Source organism: Pectobacterium aroidearum, from assembly GCF_015689195.1.
Lineage (GTDB): Bacteria > Pseudomonadota > Gammaproteobacteria > Enterobacterales > Enterobacteriaceae > Pectobacterium > Pectobacterium aroidearum.
This window is the reverse complement of the sequence record NZ_CP065044.1, coordinates 1,584,364-1,602,620: the sequence shown is the minus strand read 5'-3', so window position 1 is coordinate 1,602,620 and position 18,257 is coordinate 1,584,364. Positions and strand designations below refer to the sequence as shown.

At 48.3% G+C, this 18,257-nt stretch carries 13 protein-coding genes, 1 tRNA gene and 1 pseudogene; 6 read left to right on the top strand and 9 right to left on the bottom strand.

All coding sequences use genetic code 11. The features are described from left to right. Positions 1-16 precede the first annotated feature (16 nt). From gspC to I2D83_RS07115, 3 genes are all read right to left on the bottom strand, one after another. On the bottom strand, positions 17-880 hold the full coding sequence (gene gspC / locus I2D83_RS07125; protein ID WP_015841050.1) for a type II secretion system protein GspC: 864 nt from the start codon (positions 878-880) through the stop codon (positions 17-19). Between the two features lie 50 nt (positions 881-930). Then, on the bottom strand, positions 931-2,910 hold the full coding sequence (locus tag I2D83_RS07120; RefSeq protein WP_205947782.1) for a glycosyl hydrolase family 28 protein: 1,980 nt from the start codon (positions 2,908-2,910) through the stop codon (positions 931-933). A 126-nt stretch (positions 2,911-3,036) separates the two neighbouring features. Continuing rightward, complete coding sequence (locus I2D83_RS07115) at positions 3,037-4,605, bottom strand: pectate lyase family protein (protein ID WP_180777596.1); 1,569 nt, start codon at positions 4,603-4,605, stop codon at positions 3,037-3,039. Between the two features lie 518 nt (positions 4,606-5,123). Between I2D83_RS07115 and gspB the strand changes: the two genes are divergently transcribed. Continuing rightward, the gene (gspB, locus tag I2D83_RS07110) at positions 5,124-5,696 is read left to right on the top strand and encodes a type II secretion system assembly factor GspB (protein WP_194430544.1); all 573 of its coding nucleotides are present in this window, start codon (positions 5,124-5,126) and stop codon (positions 5,694-5,696) included. Here the strand turns inward: gspB and gspS are convergent. Both gspS and alaC read right to left on the bottom strand, forming a co-directional pair. Beyond that, positions 5,693-6,106, bottom strand: a complete 414-nt coding sequence (gene gspS / locus I2D83_RS07105) for a type II secretion system pilot lipoprotein GspS (RefSeq protein WP_015841054.1) — start codon at positions 6,104-6,106, stop codon at positions 5,693-5,695. The genes gspB and gspS overlap by 4 nt on opposite strands. Before the next feature lie 108 nt (positions 6,107-6,214). Further along, the gene (gene alaC, locus I2D83_RS07100; protein ID WP_015841055.1) at positions 6,215-7,456 is read right to left on the bottom strand and encodes an alanine transaminase; all 1,242 of its coding nucleotides are present in this window, start codon (positions 7,454-7,456) and stop codon (positions 6,215-6,217) included. A 353-nt stretch (positions 7,457-7,809) separates the two neighbouring features. On the opposite strand from alaC, the gene dgcA reads away from it, so the two are divergent. Both dgcA and I2D83_RS07090 read left to right on the top strand, forming a co-directional pair. After that, positions 7,810-8,790, top strand: coding sequence for an N-acetyl-D-Glu racemase DgcA (gene dgcA / locus I2D83_RS07095; RefSeq protein WP_205947781.1), 981 nt, complete (start codon positions 7,810-7,812; stop codon positions 8,788-8,790). Between the two features lie 42 nt (positions 8,791-8,832). Continuing rightward, the gene (locus I2D83_RS07090; RefSeq protein WP_205947780.1) at positions 8,833-9,693 is read left to right on the top strand and encodes a D-amino-acid transaminase; all 861 of its coding nucleotides are present in this window, start codon (positions 8,833-8,835) and stop codon (positions 9,691-9,693) included. Between the two features lie 80 nt (positions 9,694-9,773). Here I2D83_RS07090 and I2D83_RS07085 read toward each other — a convergent pair whose 3' ends face one another. Beyond that, a complete protein-coding gene (locus I2D83_RS07085; protein WP_181829041.1) occupies positions 9,774-12,221 on the bottom strand; it encodes a DUF3772 domain-containing protein in 2,448 nt (815 codons plus the stop codon). A 397-nt stretch (positions 12,222-12,618) separates the two neighbouring features. Between I2D83_RS07085 and I2D83_RS07080 the strand changes: the two genes are divergently transcribed. From I2D83_RS07080 to I2D83_RS07070, 3 genes and pseudogenes are all read left to right on the top strand, one after another. Beyond that, a tRNA-Arg gene (locus tag I2D83_RS07080) sits at positions 12,619-12,695 on the top strand. A 175-nt stretch (positions 12,696-12,870) separates the two neighbouring features. Next, positions 12,871-13,437, top strand: a pseudogene (locus I2D83_RS07075) (tyrosine-type recombinase/integrase); the annotation flags it as partial. 135 nt (positions 13,438-13,572) lie between these two features. Beyond that, a complete protein-coding gene (locus I2D83_RS07070; RefSeq protein WP_194430552.1) occupies positions 13,573-14,205 on the top strand; it encodes a hypothetical protein in 633 nt (210 codons plus the stop codon). Positions 14,206-14,647: 442 nt separating this feature from the next. Here the strand turns inward: I2D83_RS07070 and I2D83_RS07065 are convergent, their stop codons facing one another. From I2D83_RS07065 to I2D83_RS07055, 3 genes are all read right to left on the bottom strand, one after another. Then, positions 14,648-15,133 carry an Hcp family type VI secretion system effector gene (locus I2D83_RS07065; protein ID WP_014699424.1) on the bottom strand — a complete coding sequence of 162 codons (486 nt, stop codon included), beginning with the start codon at positions 15,131-15,133 and terminating at the stop codon, positions 14,648-14,650. Positions 15,134-15,827: 694 nt separating this feature from the next. Next, positions 15,828-17,261, bottom strand: a complete 1,434-nt coding sequence (locus I2D83_RS07060) for an FAD-binding protein (protein ID WP_181848597.1) — start codon at positions 17,259-17,261, stop codon at positions 15,828-15,830. Beyond that, complete coding sequence (locus I2D83_RS07055) at positions 17,258-18,136, bottom strand: TauD/TfdA family dioxygenase (protein ID WP_205947779.1); 879 nt, start codon at positions 18,134-18,136, stop codon at positions 17,258-17,260. Before I2D83_RS07055 ends, I2D83_RS07060 begins: the two co-directional genes overlap by 4 nt. Positions 18,137-18,257 lie beyond the last annotated feature (121 nt).

Genomic DNA, 18,257 nt, shown 5'->3' with positions numbered 1-18,257 from the left:
TCCCTTGCTAAACAAATTAGTGGTCTCCATCCAATGCCAGATATATATCCTGCTGTTGACCATCACGCTCAACGGTCAAATTAAATTTGCTCATCCCTGCCAGTTGCGCCATCGCCTGCTGTGCCTGACCTGCATCGCGTAAATCCATGCCGTTTAATGACACTGCGAGATCGTTGTCCTGCAAGCCTGCGCGGTAGAAAAGATCGGGATTTTTGCCGGGGTTTAACTGATATCCTTTCAGTACTTCTTCTTCCGTGACGGGAGAAATGGTGAGGTAATCCTGTGCCGAGAGGGGATTTTTTTGTATTTCCTCTTTCACCTGACTAAATGCGCCAGAAGACGGCGGTGCATCGGCGGTGTTTTCTTCCTGATACAAATGCAGCGCTTCATAGCGCCCCTGATACTGGATCACAACACGATCGGCAGAGATAGTCACAATTTTGGCTTCATAGCCCGGAATGGCATCGCCGACGTTGCGGCTGTATTGCTGACTATCTTTAGCGATGATGGCAATCGAACGCTTAGCATCTTCACTCGCCAGAACCCCTGTCAGACTGATATTTAACGATGTCAGCGGAATATCACCAGATAGCGCAGCATCGTTAGCCGCAGCGGCATCCGCATCAGGAGCATGGCCAAACAGGGTAAAGTCACCGGGCGTCACGGGTTTTTCTTTCGCCTGGGCAGGCGTCACCGACACGCCAACAATGCGTGAATCTTCAGGAAGGAGAAAGCGCCAGGTCAAGACGGCCAACTGCTGGCAAATCAGCAGTAAAATCAGCCCCAACACGATACGTCGGATCAGCGGCGCGGGCAGTGACCGAAAAGTCGCAACCAACGAATTAAAAGACGGTTCTTTGAAAGCTTGCAATCGTGCCATAGATAATCATCCATAATACTCCCCACGCCGATGGGCGTGGGGAAAATGCCTTATTCCGTTGCGGCTTCCCGGGTGATGGTTTCATCACCGCTGGTCGTCAGCGCGGCATCATTATTTACACGGTCTTCGAGCCTGATATTTTCAATATGACCGAAATTCCAGGCTCCCGGTACATTCTCAAAAATGACATTTTTAAAGTCACTGTTCTTCAGGAACGTAATGTCCGTGGCTTTTACACTTCTGAATTTTACATTCTCAAAATGCAAGCCTTGATGATAGGCATCACGTTCAAAAGAGAACTTATACGCATCAGCCATCTCAGCGATGGTCATCCCATCGACCAGAATGCTGTTTTTCTTCGCTGAGCCATCAATCGTGACGTTGGAGACGGTCACATCACGGAATTGTGCAGGTTCAGCCGCAGGCTGGGTATCGTTCACGTCCGCTTTATATTTGATAGTGAAAACGAACGGCTCGTTGACAATATCACGCATCGCGTTATTACGGAATACCACGTCACGCGAGCCGCCACCATAATAGGGTCGACTCTTCATGCGCAAGCCAACATCCGTCTTATTCATGACGTTATCTTCAGCAACAATTTTTTCAATCCAGGCACCGGTATGGCTACCCGTGACCACCGCGCCGTGTCCGCGGCGGAAGTAGTTATTGAAGATCCAGGCCCCACTCTGCGCTTTTTGCCCCAGCGTCGCCACCTCGGCACCGTACCCTGCCGCAAAGTTTACGCTGTCATCACCTGTATCAAAAAAGTTATTGAATACCATGACGTTTTGGCTGTTGCCGAATTCAATGCCATCCGCATTATTCGCATCATACGTCGTGTGCACCAGCGCATTCATCGCCACATTTTCGGATTCCAGCACCATCACACCGTGGTAAGCCGGGTTCAGAATCGTCAGCCCTTCCAGATACATATTGCTCACGCCACGCAGCGTCATCAGGCTGGAGCGTCGGTTTTTGTACGCTTCCTCCAGTGACATGCCTTCAGTAACGGCTTTGGCCGTTTGGTCTTTTGCCAGAATACCGTCACTGCCAACATTGGTCGCTTTGCTCGCACGATAGAGTGGCAATTCGTTCTTTAATTCATCAATTTCAGTAATGTTTGTATCACTGGCTTTAATGCCGCGCGTCCAACCGTTGCCATCAATCGTACCCTGTCCGACGATACGAATATTTTTAAAGGTACCGGCATGGCTATTGCCCCGATCGTCCGCTTCCAACACGTTGATCAGCGAAGGCGGACGCTTAGGTAATTGAGGGGAAGTGTAAGGGTAGAGATAGTAACCGCGGGCAAGTGGATAGTCGTCACCATTTGCCGACCCCAGCAGCGTAGCGCCTTTTGCAACCTCAAACGTCATGTCGCTATGCAGGAACAGCGCGCCAGTTTTAAACGTTCCCCCTTCAACCACGACTTTACACCCTTTCGGATACGCCGTTGGCGTACAATCGTCAATTGCCTTCTGAATCGCCAGCGTGTCATTGGCTATGCCATCCCCTTTTGCACCGTAGTTGGTTACATTCAATGAGGCTGGCGTCGCCGTTGTTTTCTGCACGATGGTTTCACTATCTACCGATTCTTTGCCGTCGTCATAAAGCGCGCGCACCGTGAAGCGATATTCCGTTTCCGGCGACAGATTCGTCACCTTGAAATTATGGAAGCTAACGCGAACATGCCAGTTATCGGTATCGATCGCGTTGTAGAAGTTATCGATATAAGGCTTGGCGGGCGAATGAGTGTTCTGGTTGTCAATCGTGCCGCCCAGCAAGGTTCCATTCATGTAGACACGGTAATCCTTAATACCCGCGGCAGGTTTGGTCGGTTTTTCCCAGGCCAGTACCACACTGTTGTCATCATAGGCCAATGTCGGCACTTTAAGATTCTGTGGCGCGGCAGAACGGTCAACATCCACATTCGGCGTTGAGTCGCTATCGCTGCATCCGGCAATCAGGCCGCTCAGAACGAGTGTCGCGCAGAGCGTAAGGCGAGTACGAGGTAAAAAATCAGTCATAACATTTCCTGTATTTTTATATCGCCCGACATCTTTCTCCCTGCGGCAGAATCATTACCACAGGGAGACACACATCAGGCGGAGGGTTTACAGATGAAAATTTAAATAACGAGTAAGATCAGATGGCTACGGCAGGGCAATCTCCAGTTTTCCCGCACCGGCATTTTCCAGAACATATTTCTCAACGACGGCGAGGGATTTCCCTGCGCTGTACGCATAAGGTGGGCTCCATTCCAATTCATTGGTGCAGGTCTCCAGCGCCCATGCGGGTACTGCTTTCCCTGAGTTTGCGGCAGCGGCCTTCTCGGTTTCTTGCAATGCACTGCATTTGTCTAATGCGATTTGATTCAAATTGCTTGCCGGATTGCCATTGAACCAGGAGCCGTTGTCTTTAAATTTGCTTCCCTTGTAGGCGCCGATAATCAACTTTTCATCCGCTCCCCCGCCCTGGAAATTAAACACGTTACTTTCGGAAAGAATGGAGGAGTCGAATCCCATCCCAACGGCATACAGAATGGGGTAATTCGTGTCCGTTGCCCCGCGATGGTAATTATTGAGCAAATGCACCTGACCAAAACGCACTCGCGGAGAACGCTGCACGCTGTTGTCCCATAAATTCCCTTCAAAAGTGATTCGATATTCCCCTTTATCACCGTCACCGGAGCCAATTAATACCGTTTTGTCATGCTGAGCGAAAATGTTGTAGGAAATCGTCAGATAATCGGCAGCGTCTTCTATATCCAGCAGGCCATCATGGCGTTGGATATGTTTGCCAAATAACACCGGTTCCTGATAGTCAGGATGTTCACCATCCGTAAAGGTGCAGTGATCAACCCAAACATTTTTGCTGGCATTAATCGAGACGGCATCATAACGGGCATTCCAGTTCCCTTTATCGCCGTCGCTGGCATCCCATGCTGGGGCAAAGTCGCGCGGCGCCTGAAAGGTAATATTACGGATAATGATGTTGCTGTTATCAGTTTTGCCAAACGTATGACTTAAGGTGTTGAGGGATAAATAACCTTCCACCAGTTTCGCTTCGCTACCTACGCCTAAAATCGTGGTATTCGGCGGTACCTGAAATTGAATCTGCGCCTTCTGGTTGTTGGCATACTGCGAGCGTTGACCATTTTGTTTCTTAAGCAGGCTCAGTTCCGCGCTAGCCGCCGCCGCATCGCTGCCACCCGCATCCGCCGTCGCTTTCAACTGCGCCATATAATCCTGATCGAACGCTTTGACATATAAATCAAAATCAAACGTTGTTTTATTCGGCTTGGTTTTATAATACTCAGCATCCGCATAGCGCCCATTACCTAAATCATCGCCGCGGATAGTGCCTTGCCAATAGATAATTTTAGGCTCTAACTTTGCCTTCAACTCCGCATCGGCATCGCCTGCGATATAAAGGGGACTGCGTATATTATTTAACGCATCTTTTAATTCCTGGCGGCTGGTCACGACATAAATGCTATTTTCATGTGCGCCTTCGCCCCCCGTCGTTGCATAAAACTTACCATCCGTATTCTGATATTGCGCAGCCCAGCCAAACGGTGCCGTTTTCACCTGCAAATCTGGCGGAGCCGCTTCTTCCACTGGTTTCTGACTATTATCACACCCGGAAAGCACGAGCCCAGAAAAGGCAATAGCTACCGCACAGGTGCGTAAACGACCAGTCCCAATAACCGCTCTAAACATTTTATCCCTCAGTATTTTTTAATTATCAAAATAGAAAAATAAATCCGCACAAAACCCTGCGATATTAATCGCATACTTTAAAATTGCTTTTATTCATAAATTAACGGCAGATTTTTACATCCCTGATTGATAAAAAAGCAGCGCAATACCTGTAGTAAAAACCACATAATGAGACTGCTGATTTAACACTCGGAAATGTTAATTAAATGATTATGACCTCCACATTTATTGACTATTCAAACCTTGAAAAGAAACGCCATACCTACAAGGGTAAAACATGGTTTCATTAAAGCAAATTCGCACGTTTTTTTTGCGACCCGCTTCAAGATTCCATATGTGATTATTATGATTGCAATAGTTTTTAATCAAAATGGAGGAACTGTCACATAACCGAGAGATTCAGTTTTCTGGCTCTTCCTATTTTTTGCAAAATAAGGCAGACGGCACCATCCTACTCACCCTACTTTCGTTTATGATGTGAGGCTACACGGCCTAAGTAGATAATTAAGGATTAGCGCGTGGATAACGCACCGGACGCACAGACACACTCACAGCCAGCGCTGCTTGCCAAATACCCCATGCCTGGGTATTTGATGGTTATTTATGCTCTGCTTTTTATCGCACTTGGCTGGTTCAGCCATCAGCGCTGGGGGAGTTCTACTTCTCCTGCCGTCGCTTTAGCTGCCCAAGCTGCTACCTTGCCTGCGGCAGAGGGACAAGCACCAGCCGCACCCGCGGCGACACCACCTCAGCAAGAAGAAGCTCATGTCGAGGCGCCTGCACTGCCAGAGAAAAGAACCACATTGCCGTTACCTGCCATCAGCAATGGTGAGGTTCCACCGCTGACCTACAGCGCACACGTTTACACGTCGGATGAAGCCAAGCGCAGTATCACGCTCAACGGCCTGCAATTCCGTGAAGGCGATTCGCCAATAGAAGGGTTGACCATCGAACAAATCCAACAGGACATGACCATTTTCAGCGTCGAGGGTGAAGTGTTTATTTTGGAGGCGTTGGAGGATTGGCCAGGCGGAAAATTCAATGAGAATGAACGTTCCGCCGCCGATGAAAGTGGAAGCGCCGCGCCCTAGCCGCGACTGCGAATAGCATCGATAAACGGCGTCAGCGTACGGTTAAACTCCGAACACTGCGTCTCTTTTGGCGTGCTATCTTTTAATAATCCTTGATACAGGCTTTCACTGCGCTGCGGTAAAGCCTGGTAGCTCGCAACATTCCAGCCTCTTTGTTTCGCCACTGTCAACGCAACATTCATAACCGTCGCATCATCGGGAAGATCGCTGCGATTACATTTTGATTTGAGATAGCGAGTAGCTGCAACCAGCGACGACAGCTGATTCAGTTGATCGTTAGGAGAGACCGTTACCGCAGAAGACTGACCTGCCACCGTTCCTTTGTGGGCAGACGTTCCTGTTTGTTGGCACCCGGCCAGCGTGACGCAAAGCAGCGTTAACGCGGAAAATTTAGACAGAGATAACGACATGAAGAACTCATCCTGATTGAGATTAACGGTAGGCATTCTAGCAAATGATAAGCCGCTGTCACGGCATGTTTATATTGCTCCCAGTCAGCCGACTGGGAGCCGTGATGATTAAGCTGCGGAGCCCTTGCCTGATACCGGTTTGGTCGTCGGTAAGATGCCATCGGCGCGGAACATGGTCTTAATACCGCGCACGGCCTGCCGAATACGATCCTGATTTTCAATTAAGGCAAACCGAACATGCGTATCGCCATAATCGCCAAAACCGATGCCGGGGGAGACGCAAACCTTCGCTTCCGACAGCAGTCGCTTGGCGAATTCCAGCGACCCCAGATGCGCATAGGCGTCAGGAATTTTGGCCCAGACATACATAGACGCTTTGGGTTCATCAACCATCCAACCCGCTTCATGCAGACCACGCACCAAAACGTTACGGCGCTGGCGATACTGCTCGGCAATATCCAGCACACATTGCTGATCGCCTTCCAGTGCCGCGATCGCCGCGACCTGCAACGGCGTAAACGTGCCGTAATCGTGGTAGCTCTTAATCCGCGCCAATGCACTGACCAGCTCTGGGTTCCCGACCATAAAGCCAATACGCCAGCCCGCCATATTGTAGCTTTTTGACAGCGTGAAGAACTCCACCGCGATGTCCTTCGCACCGGGAACCTGCATGATCGATGGCGCTTTCCAGCCGTCATACACGATATCGGCATAGGCCAAATCATGGATCACCAACACGCCGTACTGTTTCGCCAGCTCAACCACACGTTCAAAGAAATCCAGCTCGACGCACTGTGCTGTCGGATTCGACGGGAAACCGAGAATCATCATTTTCGGCTTCGGGATGCTCTCGCGGATAGCGCGTTCCAATTCATTGAAGAAATCGACGCCTTCCACCAGCGGTACAGAGCGAACCTGCGCCCCGGCAATCACCGCACCATAAATGTGAATCGGGTAACTGGGGTTCGGCACCAGCACCGTATCACCATGATCCAACGTTGCCAGCATCAGGTGCGCCAGCCCCTCTTTGGAACCAATCGTGACGATCGCTTCACTTTCAGGATCGATATCAACCTCATAACGATCGGCGTACCAGCGGGAGATTGCACGACGTAAGCGCGGAATGCCTCGGGATGTCGAATATCCGTGAGTATCTTCGCGTTGTGCAACCGTACAGAGTTTTTCCACGATATGAGGAGGTGTCGGGCCGTCAGGGTTACCCATACTGAAGTCAATAATGTCTTCGCCGCGACGACGCGCAGCCATTTTTAATTCAGCAGTGATATTAAATACATACGGGGGAAGACGATCGATGCGCGTAAAACGGCGCGGAGAAGTAGAATCAGCCATAACATCCTCAAATTAACGTGAGCGCCCGGACCGTCCGAGCGACGCAGTGCCTGTAAGAAGGCACTCTACTCAATATCATTCAAAACGCAGCCAGCCAGTTTTGTTGATGACGGCGGCACGTACGACCTGAAGTGCAGTGAGCTTATTCAAGCTATCTCAGATAATTCACCCTGTCGATACCACGCTTAATAAATTTTTTCTTCCCGACATGAAGCCTCATCGATTTCCGACTAAAAGTGCGAAAAATGAAGAATACATGCCGGAAGAAGCATTACACTTGGTGACCCGCTCAGGCCGTGTAGACAAGGCGCTTATCCCCTGATGCACAGGATGGTTAACCCGAGAATAAGCTTATGACCGAGATGCAATGTTTTACCGAAAGTTGGCCAATAGAGGGCGCATTTACCATCTCGCGCGGTAGCAAACGCCAGGCGGATGTCGTTATGGTTGCGCTTCAGTCCGGCACGGTAGCAGGCTACGGAGAATGTGTCCCTTATTCACGCTACGGCGAATCCCTCGACAGCGTAATGGCGCAAATTGCCTCATTGCACAGCGATTTTCGTAACGGTTTAGATCGGGAGACGCTGCAAAACATTCTGCCCGCAGGCGCGGCGCGCAATGCGCTTGATTGCGCATTCTGGGATCTGGAATGCAAACAGCACCAGCAGCGCATTTGGCAACGTTTGAATCTCCCTTCGCCTATGCCGCTGGAGACCGCCTATACGCTATCGCTAGATACACCCGATCGTATGCGGCACGCCGCAATACACAATGCCCATCGTCCCCTTCTCAAATTAAAACTGGCGGATGCAAACGATCTGGCCAGAGTCGCCGCGGTTCGAGAGGGCGCCCCTCAGGCTCGCCTGATTGTGGATGCCAATGAAGGATGGGACGCTGAACGCTATCTGATGCTGGTGCCTGAACTCGCCGCACTTGGCGTCACGATGATCGAACAACCTTTCCCAGCGGGCAAAGATGATGTGCTGGCAGATCTGCCCCGCCCGATTCCCGTCTGTGCCGATGAGTCCTGTCATGACAGCCAATCGCTGGCCGCTCTGACCGGGCGCTATGACATGATCAACATCAAGCTGGATAAAACTGGCGGTCTAACGGAAGCCCTGCGCCTACGCCACTCCGCGCAGGAGGAAGGCTTAAAAATTATGGTCGGCTGCATGGTAAGCACATCGCTCTCGATGGCACCCGCATTTGTCGTCGCACAAGGTGCCGCCGTGGTTGATTTGGACGGTCCGCTGCTCTTGCAGCGCGATCGCAATAACGGGTTGCACTATAACGGTAGCGAAATATTACCGCCCAACGCATTATTGTGGGGATAACGCGCGTTAACCTGCATTGAGCAACTATTAAGGAGTGTTGTGATGCAACGTCTTGTTTATGTTGATGGACAGTATCTGGAAGAAAATGAAGCAAAAATTTCTGTATTTGACCGTGGCTTTCTGTTTGCTGATGCCGTTTATGAAGTGACTGCGGTCATCGATGGCAAGCTAGTTGATTTCCCCGATCATATCACTCGCCTGCAACGCTCCTGCCGCGAGCTATCGCTCACGTTGCCCGTCACTCCTGAGACACTCAAAGATATTCACGATGAGCTGATCAGTAAAAACGATCTGAAAGAAGGCGCGATCTACTTACAGCTTAGCCGCGGCAATGCTGGCGATCGCGATTTCTACTTCCCTTCTGCTGACGTCAAATCCACGCTGGTTCTATTCACTCAGGCGCGTTCGCTGGTCGGTAACCCGAAAGCCACAACAGGCCTGCACGTTGTCACCACCGAGGATATTCGCTGGCATCGTCGGGATATCAAAACCGTCAGCCTGCTGGCTGCCAGCCTGGCAAAAGAGTACGCCCATGCAAATCAGGCCGATGATGCCTTCTTTGTCGAAGAGGGTTTCATTACCGAAGGCAGTTCCTGCAACTGTTACATTGTTCTGCATGACGACACAGTTGTGACACGTCCACTCAGCAACGATATTCTGCACGGCATTACGCGTCAGTCGCTGCTCAAGCTGGCAGAAAAGGAAGGGATTACGCTGGAAGAACGGTGTTTTACGCCGGAAGAGGCTTATCACGCCAAAGAAATTTTTGTCAGTTCAGCCACCATGCTCGTCCTTCCTGTCGTGATGCTGGATGGAAAAACGATTGGCGACGGCAAGCCTGGAAAAATTACCCAGCAGTTACGTGAAATCTATCTCGATATGATTAAACAGCAGGGAAAATAGCCGCGCGTCACACTCTGCCAGCACGGCTTTGATGCTCATCCGTTACCCGTCCAATGTCGGATAACGGATGGCGAAGCAACTTATTTATCCTCACCCGAAGTGCCGTCAGTCAGCGCAAGCCCTGAGTTTTCCAACACCATCTTCTGCGGTACGGCCAGCGGAATATTAGATGCCCGTAATCGCTTGATGATCTCAAACAACAGATCGCTCTTTGCTTCCGATACCATTCTCGGGCTGCTGACATAGCCTGTTACGCTCAGCACCATGCCCGTTGGGGTGAGTTGACTGAACTTCACTGACGGTGCCGGTGATTCCAGAATCGAATCGTGGTTGATATACGCATCCAGTAGCAGTGCCCGGACTTCTTCAGGGTCGATATCTAGCGGGAACGTCAGCGCCAGCGTAGCAACCCCAAACGGGTTACCCATCGTAATATTGCGCACATTCTGTGAGATAAATTGAGAGTTCGGCACGATCACCGTCGAACGGTCACCCAACTGAATTTCCGTCGCACGCACATTAATCCGCCGGATATCTCCCTCAACCCCACTGATGCTGACCGAGTCCCCTACTTTCACCGGACGCTCCGTCAACAAAATCAGGCCGGAGATAAAGTTCTTCACTATTTCCTGTAAACCAAAACCAATACCTACCGACAACGCACTGACAATCCACGCCAGCTTGTTCCATTGAATCCCCAGTGTCGCCAGCGTCAACAGGATAATCAGGATATAGCCGATGTTGCTGAACAGCGTTACCAGTGACGCACGGATTCCGCGCTCTAACGTCGTTTTAGGAAGGAACTCATCTTCCAGCCAGCGTTTTGAGGAGCGTAGAACATAGACCCCCACGACAAGAAAGAGCACGGCATTGACCAGATGAGCAGGCACAATGCTTAAGGTTTCCAGCCCTTTCCCGCCCCAGATCTCAACGGCTTTTTGCACCAGTTCCAAAGGCGTCGTGGTGCCAAACGTACCGTTAAGTAAGGCGACCGCCGCCATTAAAATTAAAATGACTTTACCGCTGGCTGACAAGATCAAGGCGGCCTGAGCCAGATGGCGATCGTCCAGATTGAGCGAATTTTTCATCCGCTTGCCGCTGGCATTGTTGGGGGAAAAGAGGCTTTCGCAGATATCAGTAATGAATGTTGAGAACAGATACAGGCAGGAGAACACCATGCCAATCCACACCAGCTCGAACGCCAAAAAACGAGCCAGTGAGATATAGCCGATGACCAGCGACACCAGAATCGAGAACGCCGTCGCCAATACCGCAAGATGAATAACACCGGATAACGTCGAACGCGCTTCTGGCTGTTCGCCTGAATGCACCATCTGCCGACGAATCTGATCGCTTTTCAGCGTTATCGTTCCGGCAGTGAGCGCAAGGAACAGCGCAGATAAGCCGTTCACCATAATGGTTGCCGCGACCGATGTCCCCACCGTCGCCGTCACTTGTTCAATAAAACCGAAGATCAGAATAATGCCAGCCGCCACCACGGGGAACGGCTTCATCGCTTTAGCGACGGGATTAGCAATCGCAGGCAAACGCCACGAAGGGCGCTGATTTGAAAGGAACGCGCGTCCTAATCCGGCCACCATCGAACAGAAAATGGCCTGCCTCACCAGCGCATCAAGGAACGACACGACGCGTTCTGAAGCCTCGCCGTGGCGCGTAAACGTAAAGTCGATCAGATTCACTGCGATACCGATCGTGACCACGGTCGAGATAACCGACGCCGTAGCTAAAAAACTCCGCCGCAGACGCCCTTCTGGCAGCCAGTGAATTCCCGCCCAGGCCAGATATTTCTCCAGATACCGACGCCCTGTCGAACTCATCACCATGGCGATCACAATCAGAAAGGCAGAACCGTAACGCCAGTCCGGCTCCCAGGCTACAGTAAAGGCATCGCTTAACTGCTCCTGAAAGGCACTCAGGCGACGTACGTCTTCGGCCTGCGGAGTCACAACCGGTGCCCAGAAACGCCCGCCCAGAATGCTACCGGAATTCAATGCCAGCTGCGTTTTCAGCGCATTACGACGCAGAGTGACAATTTGCGCTGATAAGTTGGCCGCGCTGGTGCGTAACGCCTGAATCTGCTCGCTCTGCGCATCCATTTTTGCTTTTTGCGCATTCAAACTGTTTCGCTTACGCGTCACCTCACTGGTTTCAGTAATGCTAGAGCCGGGTTCTGGCGCTGGCCCTAAAACATCCAACTGAGCCTGGATTTGAGCGCGCTGCGGCGCTACGGTATTGGCAAGCTCGCTGGCGTTATTCGCCAGTTCCTGCGTGGTGTCATTCAACGCGCCAAATTTGCTGTCGTTATTGGTGCCTGAGACCTGCTGCTTGATGTTATCTAACTGTTTTTGCAGCTTGACCAACTCGGCATCAACATTAATTTTTACTGGCGCATCGGTCTGCGCAGGCTGTGGATCAGGATCCGCACTCGCCGCCGATGAATATCCAACAGGCAGCATCAACATCGCCAGCAGGCAAACGCGCAAGAATGCGGATGAAAGAATGTTCATAAATCAAAAGGTTCCAAAGTTCGACAGAATAGCGGATCCACAAATAACCGAGCGATAAACCCGATATGTGAAAGCAGCCCACACTCATCCAAAACCCAACGAATGCGGGCATAGTGTACCAACAGCGCAGGGTACAGAATACGTCCGATCATAACTTGAAAAGAATTACTGGACGCATCCAGCAGATAAAACTGAAACTTTCATTGCTATGTGTAGTACGTGTGGACAGCACTCGCAATTGTGCAAAAAAGTCACACCCGAAAAAGCGACATTCGCCAAAGTTGTACAGGGATTCACCGTATAGCGTAAATCCAGCGCTAACCCGTTGACTCACTGGGACGTGTGGGTATAATCCAGCCCACTGTTGTGACAAGCAGCAGCCATTTCTTTGCGCAATGCGCCCTTAGCTCAGCTGGATAGAGCAACGGCCTTCTAAGCCGTAGGTCACAGGTTCGAATCCTGTAGGGCGTACCATAATCTCGTCTTTTGACGTATCTTAAAGTCTACAATCCCCTTTAAAATCAGCATTATCCTCTGCAATATGGGCTACGAAGGTCTAGTGTGGTCTATTGAGTTCCAGCATCACTTGGGGGTATTCGCAGGTTCAATAGCAGTGATACCCCCAAATGAAGCTAATTGATGGTGCTCAAATGGCTCACGCTACTGGCGTTTAAAGTATCGCTATGCAGGGAAAGAAAAACTGCTTTCTATTGGCACATATCCCGATATCTCACTGGGTGATGCAAGAACAAAACGTGGGGAAGCCAGAAAGCTTCTTGCGAATGGCGGCGATCCGAGCGAAGAAAAGCAAGTTGAGAAACAGGCAAAAATCGCGGCGGTCAATAACAGCTTTAAGCTTATCGCATTAGAGTGGCACGAACATAAGCGCCCTAACTGGTCAAAGGGCTATGCTGAAGACATTCTTGAATATCTGAAAAAAGACAGCGAGCATCAATCAGGTCATCAAACGTGTCGGATACGATAAAAAACTCACGGACACGGTTTTCGCCACACGATGAGTACCATCTTTCATGAACAAGGCTATAACAGCGCATGGATTGAACTCCTGTTAGCCCATGTCGATAAAAACACTATCCGTGCCACATACAACCACGCGCTATATCTGGATGGTCGGCGGGAAATGCTTCAATGGTATGCGGATTATGTTGATAATCTGGGAAAGGGTAATATCTCCGAATTCAGTCTTATTGCTTAGTATTGCTTTCTGAGAACAACATCTTTTATTCATACCAGACAGATAGCAGCCTATTAATATAACAAGAATGTATTCCGCTCACCTGTCGATTACACTACAATCTAAGTAATCTTGTCATTCACGGATGGAATAACAATGACCGAAGCAGACTTGGATGAACTGGCTGACCGTATAGTGAAGATGCTAACCACTACGGATTTTTATGAAGGGATGGGTTCTGGCATATCAGAAATAGGTAAGAATTTTGGCTATCTAGCCTATGATTTTATTGATACGGATACACGGTATGCCAAATCACGAGAAATGGAGAGATTGATAAAAGCGATTCATAGAGGAATTGTATCAAGAGAAAAAATTATTGAGGCAATAAAAAGAATATTTAAAGTCTTTAACCGAAATGCCTCTGAATCTCAAAAAGAAGCAATCTATCATAAAGCTGTAGGCTCCGTAGTGGGTAGTATGCTTGTTTCACAGGCAGTCTTTCAAATAGCTAAGAGAATCGGCAATGCCCCCAAAGTATCTACTGGCACGGTATATTATATTTTGTTGCTTGGCGGGATGGCGAAGCGGTCAATATATCGATCAATGTATTTGAGAAACCATAATCCTGAAGTATATTCAGAGTTGAGAAGAGATGATTTAGATTTTCTTTTCTTCCTGTTTGAAGAAAATGTTGAACCACTAACCGAAGCGATAAAGATGAGGAGAGTGTATGGTAATGGAATTTTTAATAAATTAATTGATAAAATAGAATACAGGATTAAGTGATATGACTACCTTTCTAAAAAAGGCATTTATTTTCATATTAAACAACATAACCATGTTTCTTTTCAGCATATGCTTCTTTTGGATTTGTTATATTCTATTTGTTGGATATGCCCCCTGGAGTGAAAAAACAGTCCATTTAATCATTGCCGTTTCCACTTTCATTGGACTTGGGAAGTTATCTGACTGGTTTGATAAGAAATAAACATGAGCCAATAACATGCTTAAACTCTTAAAAAAATCGGCTTATTTTTTATTTAAAAACATCATATTTGCTCTTTTCAGCATATCCTTTCTTTGTATCATCTATATTTTATTGGTTGGTTATGCTTCGTGGAATGAAAAGGCCATTCATCTCATCATCGCCATTGCAGTCTGCTTCGGATTAGGGAAGTTCTTCACATGGCTTGATGAAAAATGAATGCAGGGTCTCCCCTGCACTTTTTTAGTTCATAAACTTCGTCATTTCCCACAATGCATAACCAGACGTTCCGGCTTTGTGGTGCGTCCATGTCACATCTTTATATCTGATAGAGATATGCTCTAATATCAGACCAGCACCATCATCAATGATATTAGGCATGACTAGATTGATATCTGATATGAGTCCATCATTAATTTGAATGGAGAAAAACTTCTCTTGCTTGGCATGTTGCGTGGTGCGGTAAAAATCGAGCAACACTTTGACCTTTTCTTGCTCGTTCAATGCCATTGCCAGTAACGGTGTTGACTTATCGATAGGTTTTACCAGGGTGATAGGATTATGAACAGCATGACCGTCATTACTCATCATGTGGTTAAAAGCCAGGATCATGATTTCATCGGTATGCCCTGCCTGATATCGGTTACCGATTGATTCTAATGTGGAACATCCCTCAGAAATCAATCCCTGTGATTTACCTTCGATAGTCATGTATGCATAATTAGCCATATAAATTTCCTTTTCAATGGTTTTGAGCCTTGTAGATATTATCGCTAATGAATGCTTAAGACTATGGATGCAATTATAATAATTAGAATGGTATGAGGTTCAAAGAAATCAGTGAATCGATTTTATTATTTATAAATTATTATGAACGTTCCCCATCGACAGAAAATTAAATAACCCTACATACGATTTTAAGAAGGAACTTCTTGGTGGTGAGGTCGAGCCTCGTGATGTTTTTTTGGAACTTATTTAAAAAATTATAAGCATAAAAGTATAAACCCGTCAGGCTGGGGAGATTAATAAAATTCAGATGTAAGCGCCCGCCAAACCGAACCATTCACTTTTACATGTCGTCTGACATACTCATTTTTTGTATTTCGGGAAAATAATAACCAGAACATTACCATTCCGCGCCCCAATTTCCGAAATAACGCTTTAATTTCTCTACCGTGTGTCGCCGTTTACATACCGTATTTAGTTGCGAAGAACCCCACTTCATTAACCGCATCTTGCTTAGTCTCAGCAGCAGAGAGGCGCGCTCGTTAGCAGAGTTCAGCAGCCGATCAAAAGAGATGACATCTCTATAGACTTTGAAGTTTGGATTGTAAGCAAAATAACGTCTAGCGTGCTCTATTACACTTTGCACGACAGAGAAAAATCGGCTCAGTACAATCCCACTGAGCCGGCAACGTTTATTCTATTGAACTCGCCAGTCACTGAAGTAATGACTGATGACTGAAGGATGGTCGAGAGGAGCGGTGGCGGCTATATAGCCATCTGGCCGAACTAACAGGTATTGATCGGAATAGGGGCTACTTCCCGTTTCAACGTGCAGAATATTGACGATATCAGGCAGTGATGCAGGTACATCTGCCGCGCCGATGATGAGCAAACTGTAATGACGATAATTTAAATGTGAGTAAATTCTGCCAGGCTGCCCAGATTGAGGATCACACCACATAAAATCATGCAGCCTTTCACCAACACGCCCGTCGGTTCCATAGCGAACGCCCATCCCCGTGATGTAACCCGCACGTTTTTCGACAATCTTGACGTAATCATCGGCATGGTTGCCTGTCTCTGAGGTTTTGGTCGAACGCACGAGTTCCGCTGACGTTTTTACCACTTCCAGCGCGACCGCTTTTCGCTCTGTTTCGTAAGTCTGTAATAGCGTTTGAGGCGCATGATGATGGGTAATCATCGCTATTTTCCAGATGAGGTTAAATGCATCAGCCAACCCGGTATTTAACCCTTGCCCACCATTTACCGAGTGAATATGGCTCGCATCACCAGCGATAAATAATTTATTTTCAAGGCTATAATGTTCTGCTACGGACTCTTTAACCGAGAATTGTGAGTACCACTCAATCGACTTGAAACGAAGACGGTGTGGTTGCAGAGCATGATTAATTTTATCTACCGCCTGCTGTTGCGTGAAGTCCTCGCTCTCCATCTGGATATAGAAACGATCAATCTTACCTTCACGTGGTATCCACGCTACATCGGCAGTTTCAGCCTGGAAAACAATAATCTCTGGTACTTTTGGGAAATCAGTTTCTATTTCACCATCAATCACGGCCCAGGTAATTTGTGGTCGCGTGATCTCAAACGGGATAGCAAAGTGTTGGCGCACAAACGATCGTGAACCATCTGCACCAATCAAATACCGGGAACGCACGGTCTCACCGTTGGTGAGCGTAGTGAGGCAGCCGTCGCCCTCCAGCACAATATTTTCCACAGAAGTATTACGGCGCACGGCACTCTTTAGTTCGGTGAGCTTATTATCGAGCGCTTGTTCCACATAAGCCTGACCAATCATTAAAAAATGCTTGTGGAAACAGCCTTCTAAAGCATCCCACCAGGTAGATTGGCGTGAAATAAATTTACCTTTTGACCAGACTGAGCTGGTATTGCAGGTTTTGCCTAAGGGGTAAAGCTCGTCGAATAAACCGATAATTTCAAACAGCTGTAAGCTACGGGCGTTTAGCGCATCAGCACGGCCTACCGTTAGCGGCCCTGATGATTTATCGATAATGACAGTGCTTAAACCTGACAGCTGAGCAAGATAGGCACAGGCCAGGCCGACTGGCCCGGCGCCGATAATCATGAGATCAACATGCTGTGGTTTCATGACGGTTGCACCAAATGTGGGTTAGTCAGCGGCTGTTTCGCATGGATGTGCACCCGACGTAGATGACGGCCACTCTGGCTGGCATAAGATTCACGACCGTGTAATAACGAGTAGTTATCTGCAATGACAATATCGCCGCTTTGCCACTGATGCGCATACTGAACCCGTGGATCATATAAGGCTTGTTGCAAACTGCTGAGTAATAGCTCTTGCTCTTCAGGTTCAATGCCTGAGAAATGATAAGTGGATGGGTTCAAGAATTCTTTATCGCCAGCAATCGGCGGCTCACAAAAGCGAATGACGGGATAAGTGCGGTAAGGGTGCTGTTCTATAATAGGCGCTTCTGCGGTACTGCTATATAGCTCGACGGCACGCTGATACTGACCTGTTGCACGTTGCCACAACGCTTTGGTTTCGGGTGATGCCAGACGTAACGCAGTGGTGGTACTAGAAAACGTGGTTCGCCCACCCTGCCCTTCGCCAATCGCTGAGACGCATTGAAAGACCTGGAGCTCAGGCACGGTCTTAAGGTACATGCCATCCCAGTGCAAGGGGACATAGTTGTTAGCAAAGATATGATCGGTAGCATCGGGCTGTTCAACCAGTTCCAACACGGCGCCAAACGGCCATTGCATAATGTCACCCATGGCGGCGCAGTATGTTGTTAAATTTTCTGCACTCGTAAAACTATCAAAGCCCCGCAGTATCACTAATTGTTGGTTCTCTACGAGTGTACGCAGCCAGTTAGGCGATAATTCGCCAATATGCACACCTGACTGTTTAGGTTCAATACTCACGCCAAAAGGGTAGATTTCACCTTGAGAATTGGTTAAAGGTTGATAATTAAATCGATCTTCTAAAGTGAATGAGTCCATTTTACGTCTCCGTGTATTATCCATTGTTGAAAGATCTTTTCAGATAATATCGGCAACAAATTTTCAACACCACGGATACAATTATAATAATTAGGGTGGTTGGAATAGAGAATCACTCCCC

Bases quoted from the DNA above. Each gene is read 5' to 3' on its own strand.
- gspC (WP_015841050.1), bottom strand. From the start codon at position 880: ATGGCACGATTGCAAGCTTTCAAAGAACCGTCTTTTAATTCGTTGGTT.
- I2D83_RS07120 (WP_205947782.1), bottom strand. From the start codon at position 2,910: ATGACTGATTTTTTACCTCGTACTCGCCTTACGCTCTGCGCGACACTC.
- I2D83_RS07065 (WP_014699424.1), bottom strand. From the start codon at position 15,133: ATGGCTAATTATGCATACATGACTATCGAAGGTAAATCACAGGGATTG.
- I2D83_RS07070 (WP_194430552.1), top strand. From the start codon at position 13,573: ATGACCGAAGCAGACTTGGATGAACTGGCTGACCGTATAGTGAAGATG.
- gspS (WP_015841054.1), bottom strand. From the start codon at position 6,106: ATGTCGTTATCTCTGTCTAAATTTTCCGCGTTAACGCTGCTTTGCGTC.
- I2D83_RS07085 (WP_181829041.1), bottom strand. From the start codon at position 12,221: ATGAACATTCTTTCATCCGCATTCTTGCGCGTTTGCCTGCTGGCGATG.
- dgcA (WP_205947781.1), top strand. From the start codon at position 7,810: ATGACCGAGATGCAATGTTTTACCGAAAGTTGGCCAATAGAGGGCGCA.
- I2D83_RS07090 (WP_205947780.1), top strand. From the start codon at position 8,833: ATGCAACGTCTTGTTTATGTTGATGGACAGTATCTGGAAGAAAATGAA.
- I2D83_RS07055 (WP_205947779.1), bottom strand. From the start codon at position 18,136: ATGGACTCATTCACTTTAGAAGATCGATTTAATTATCAACCTTTAACC.
- alaC (WP_015841055.1), bottom strand. From the start codon at position 7,456: ATGGCTGATTCTACTTCTCCGCGCCGTTTTACGCGCATCGATCGTCTT.
- I2D83_RS07115 (WP_180777596.1), bottom strand. From the start codon at position 4,605: ATGTTTAGAGCGGTTATTGGGACTGGTCGTTTACGCACCTGTGCGGTA.
- I2D83_RS07060 (WP_181848597.1), bottom strand. From the start codon at position 17,261: ATGAAACCACAGCATGTTGATCTCATGATTATCGGCGCCGGGCCAGTC.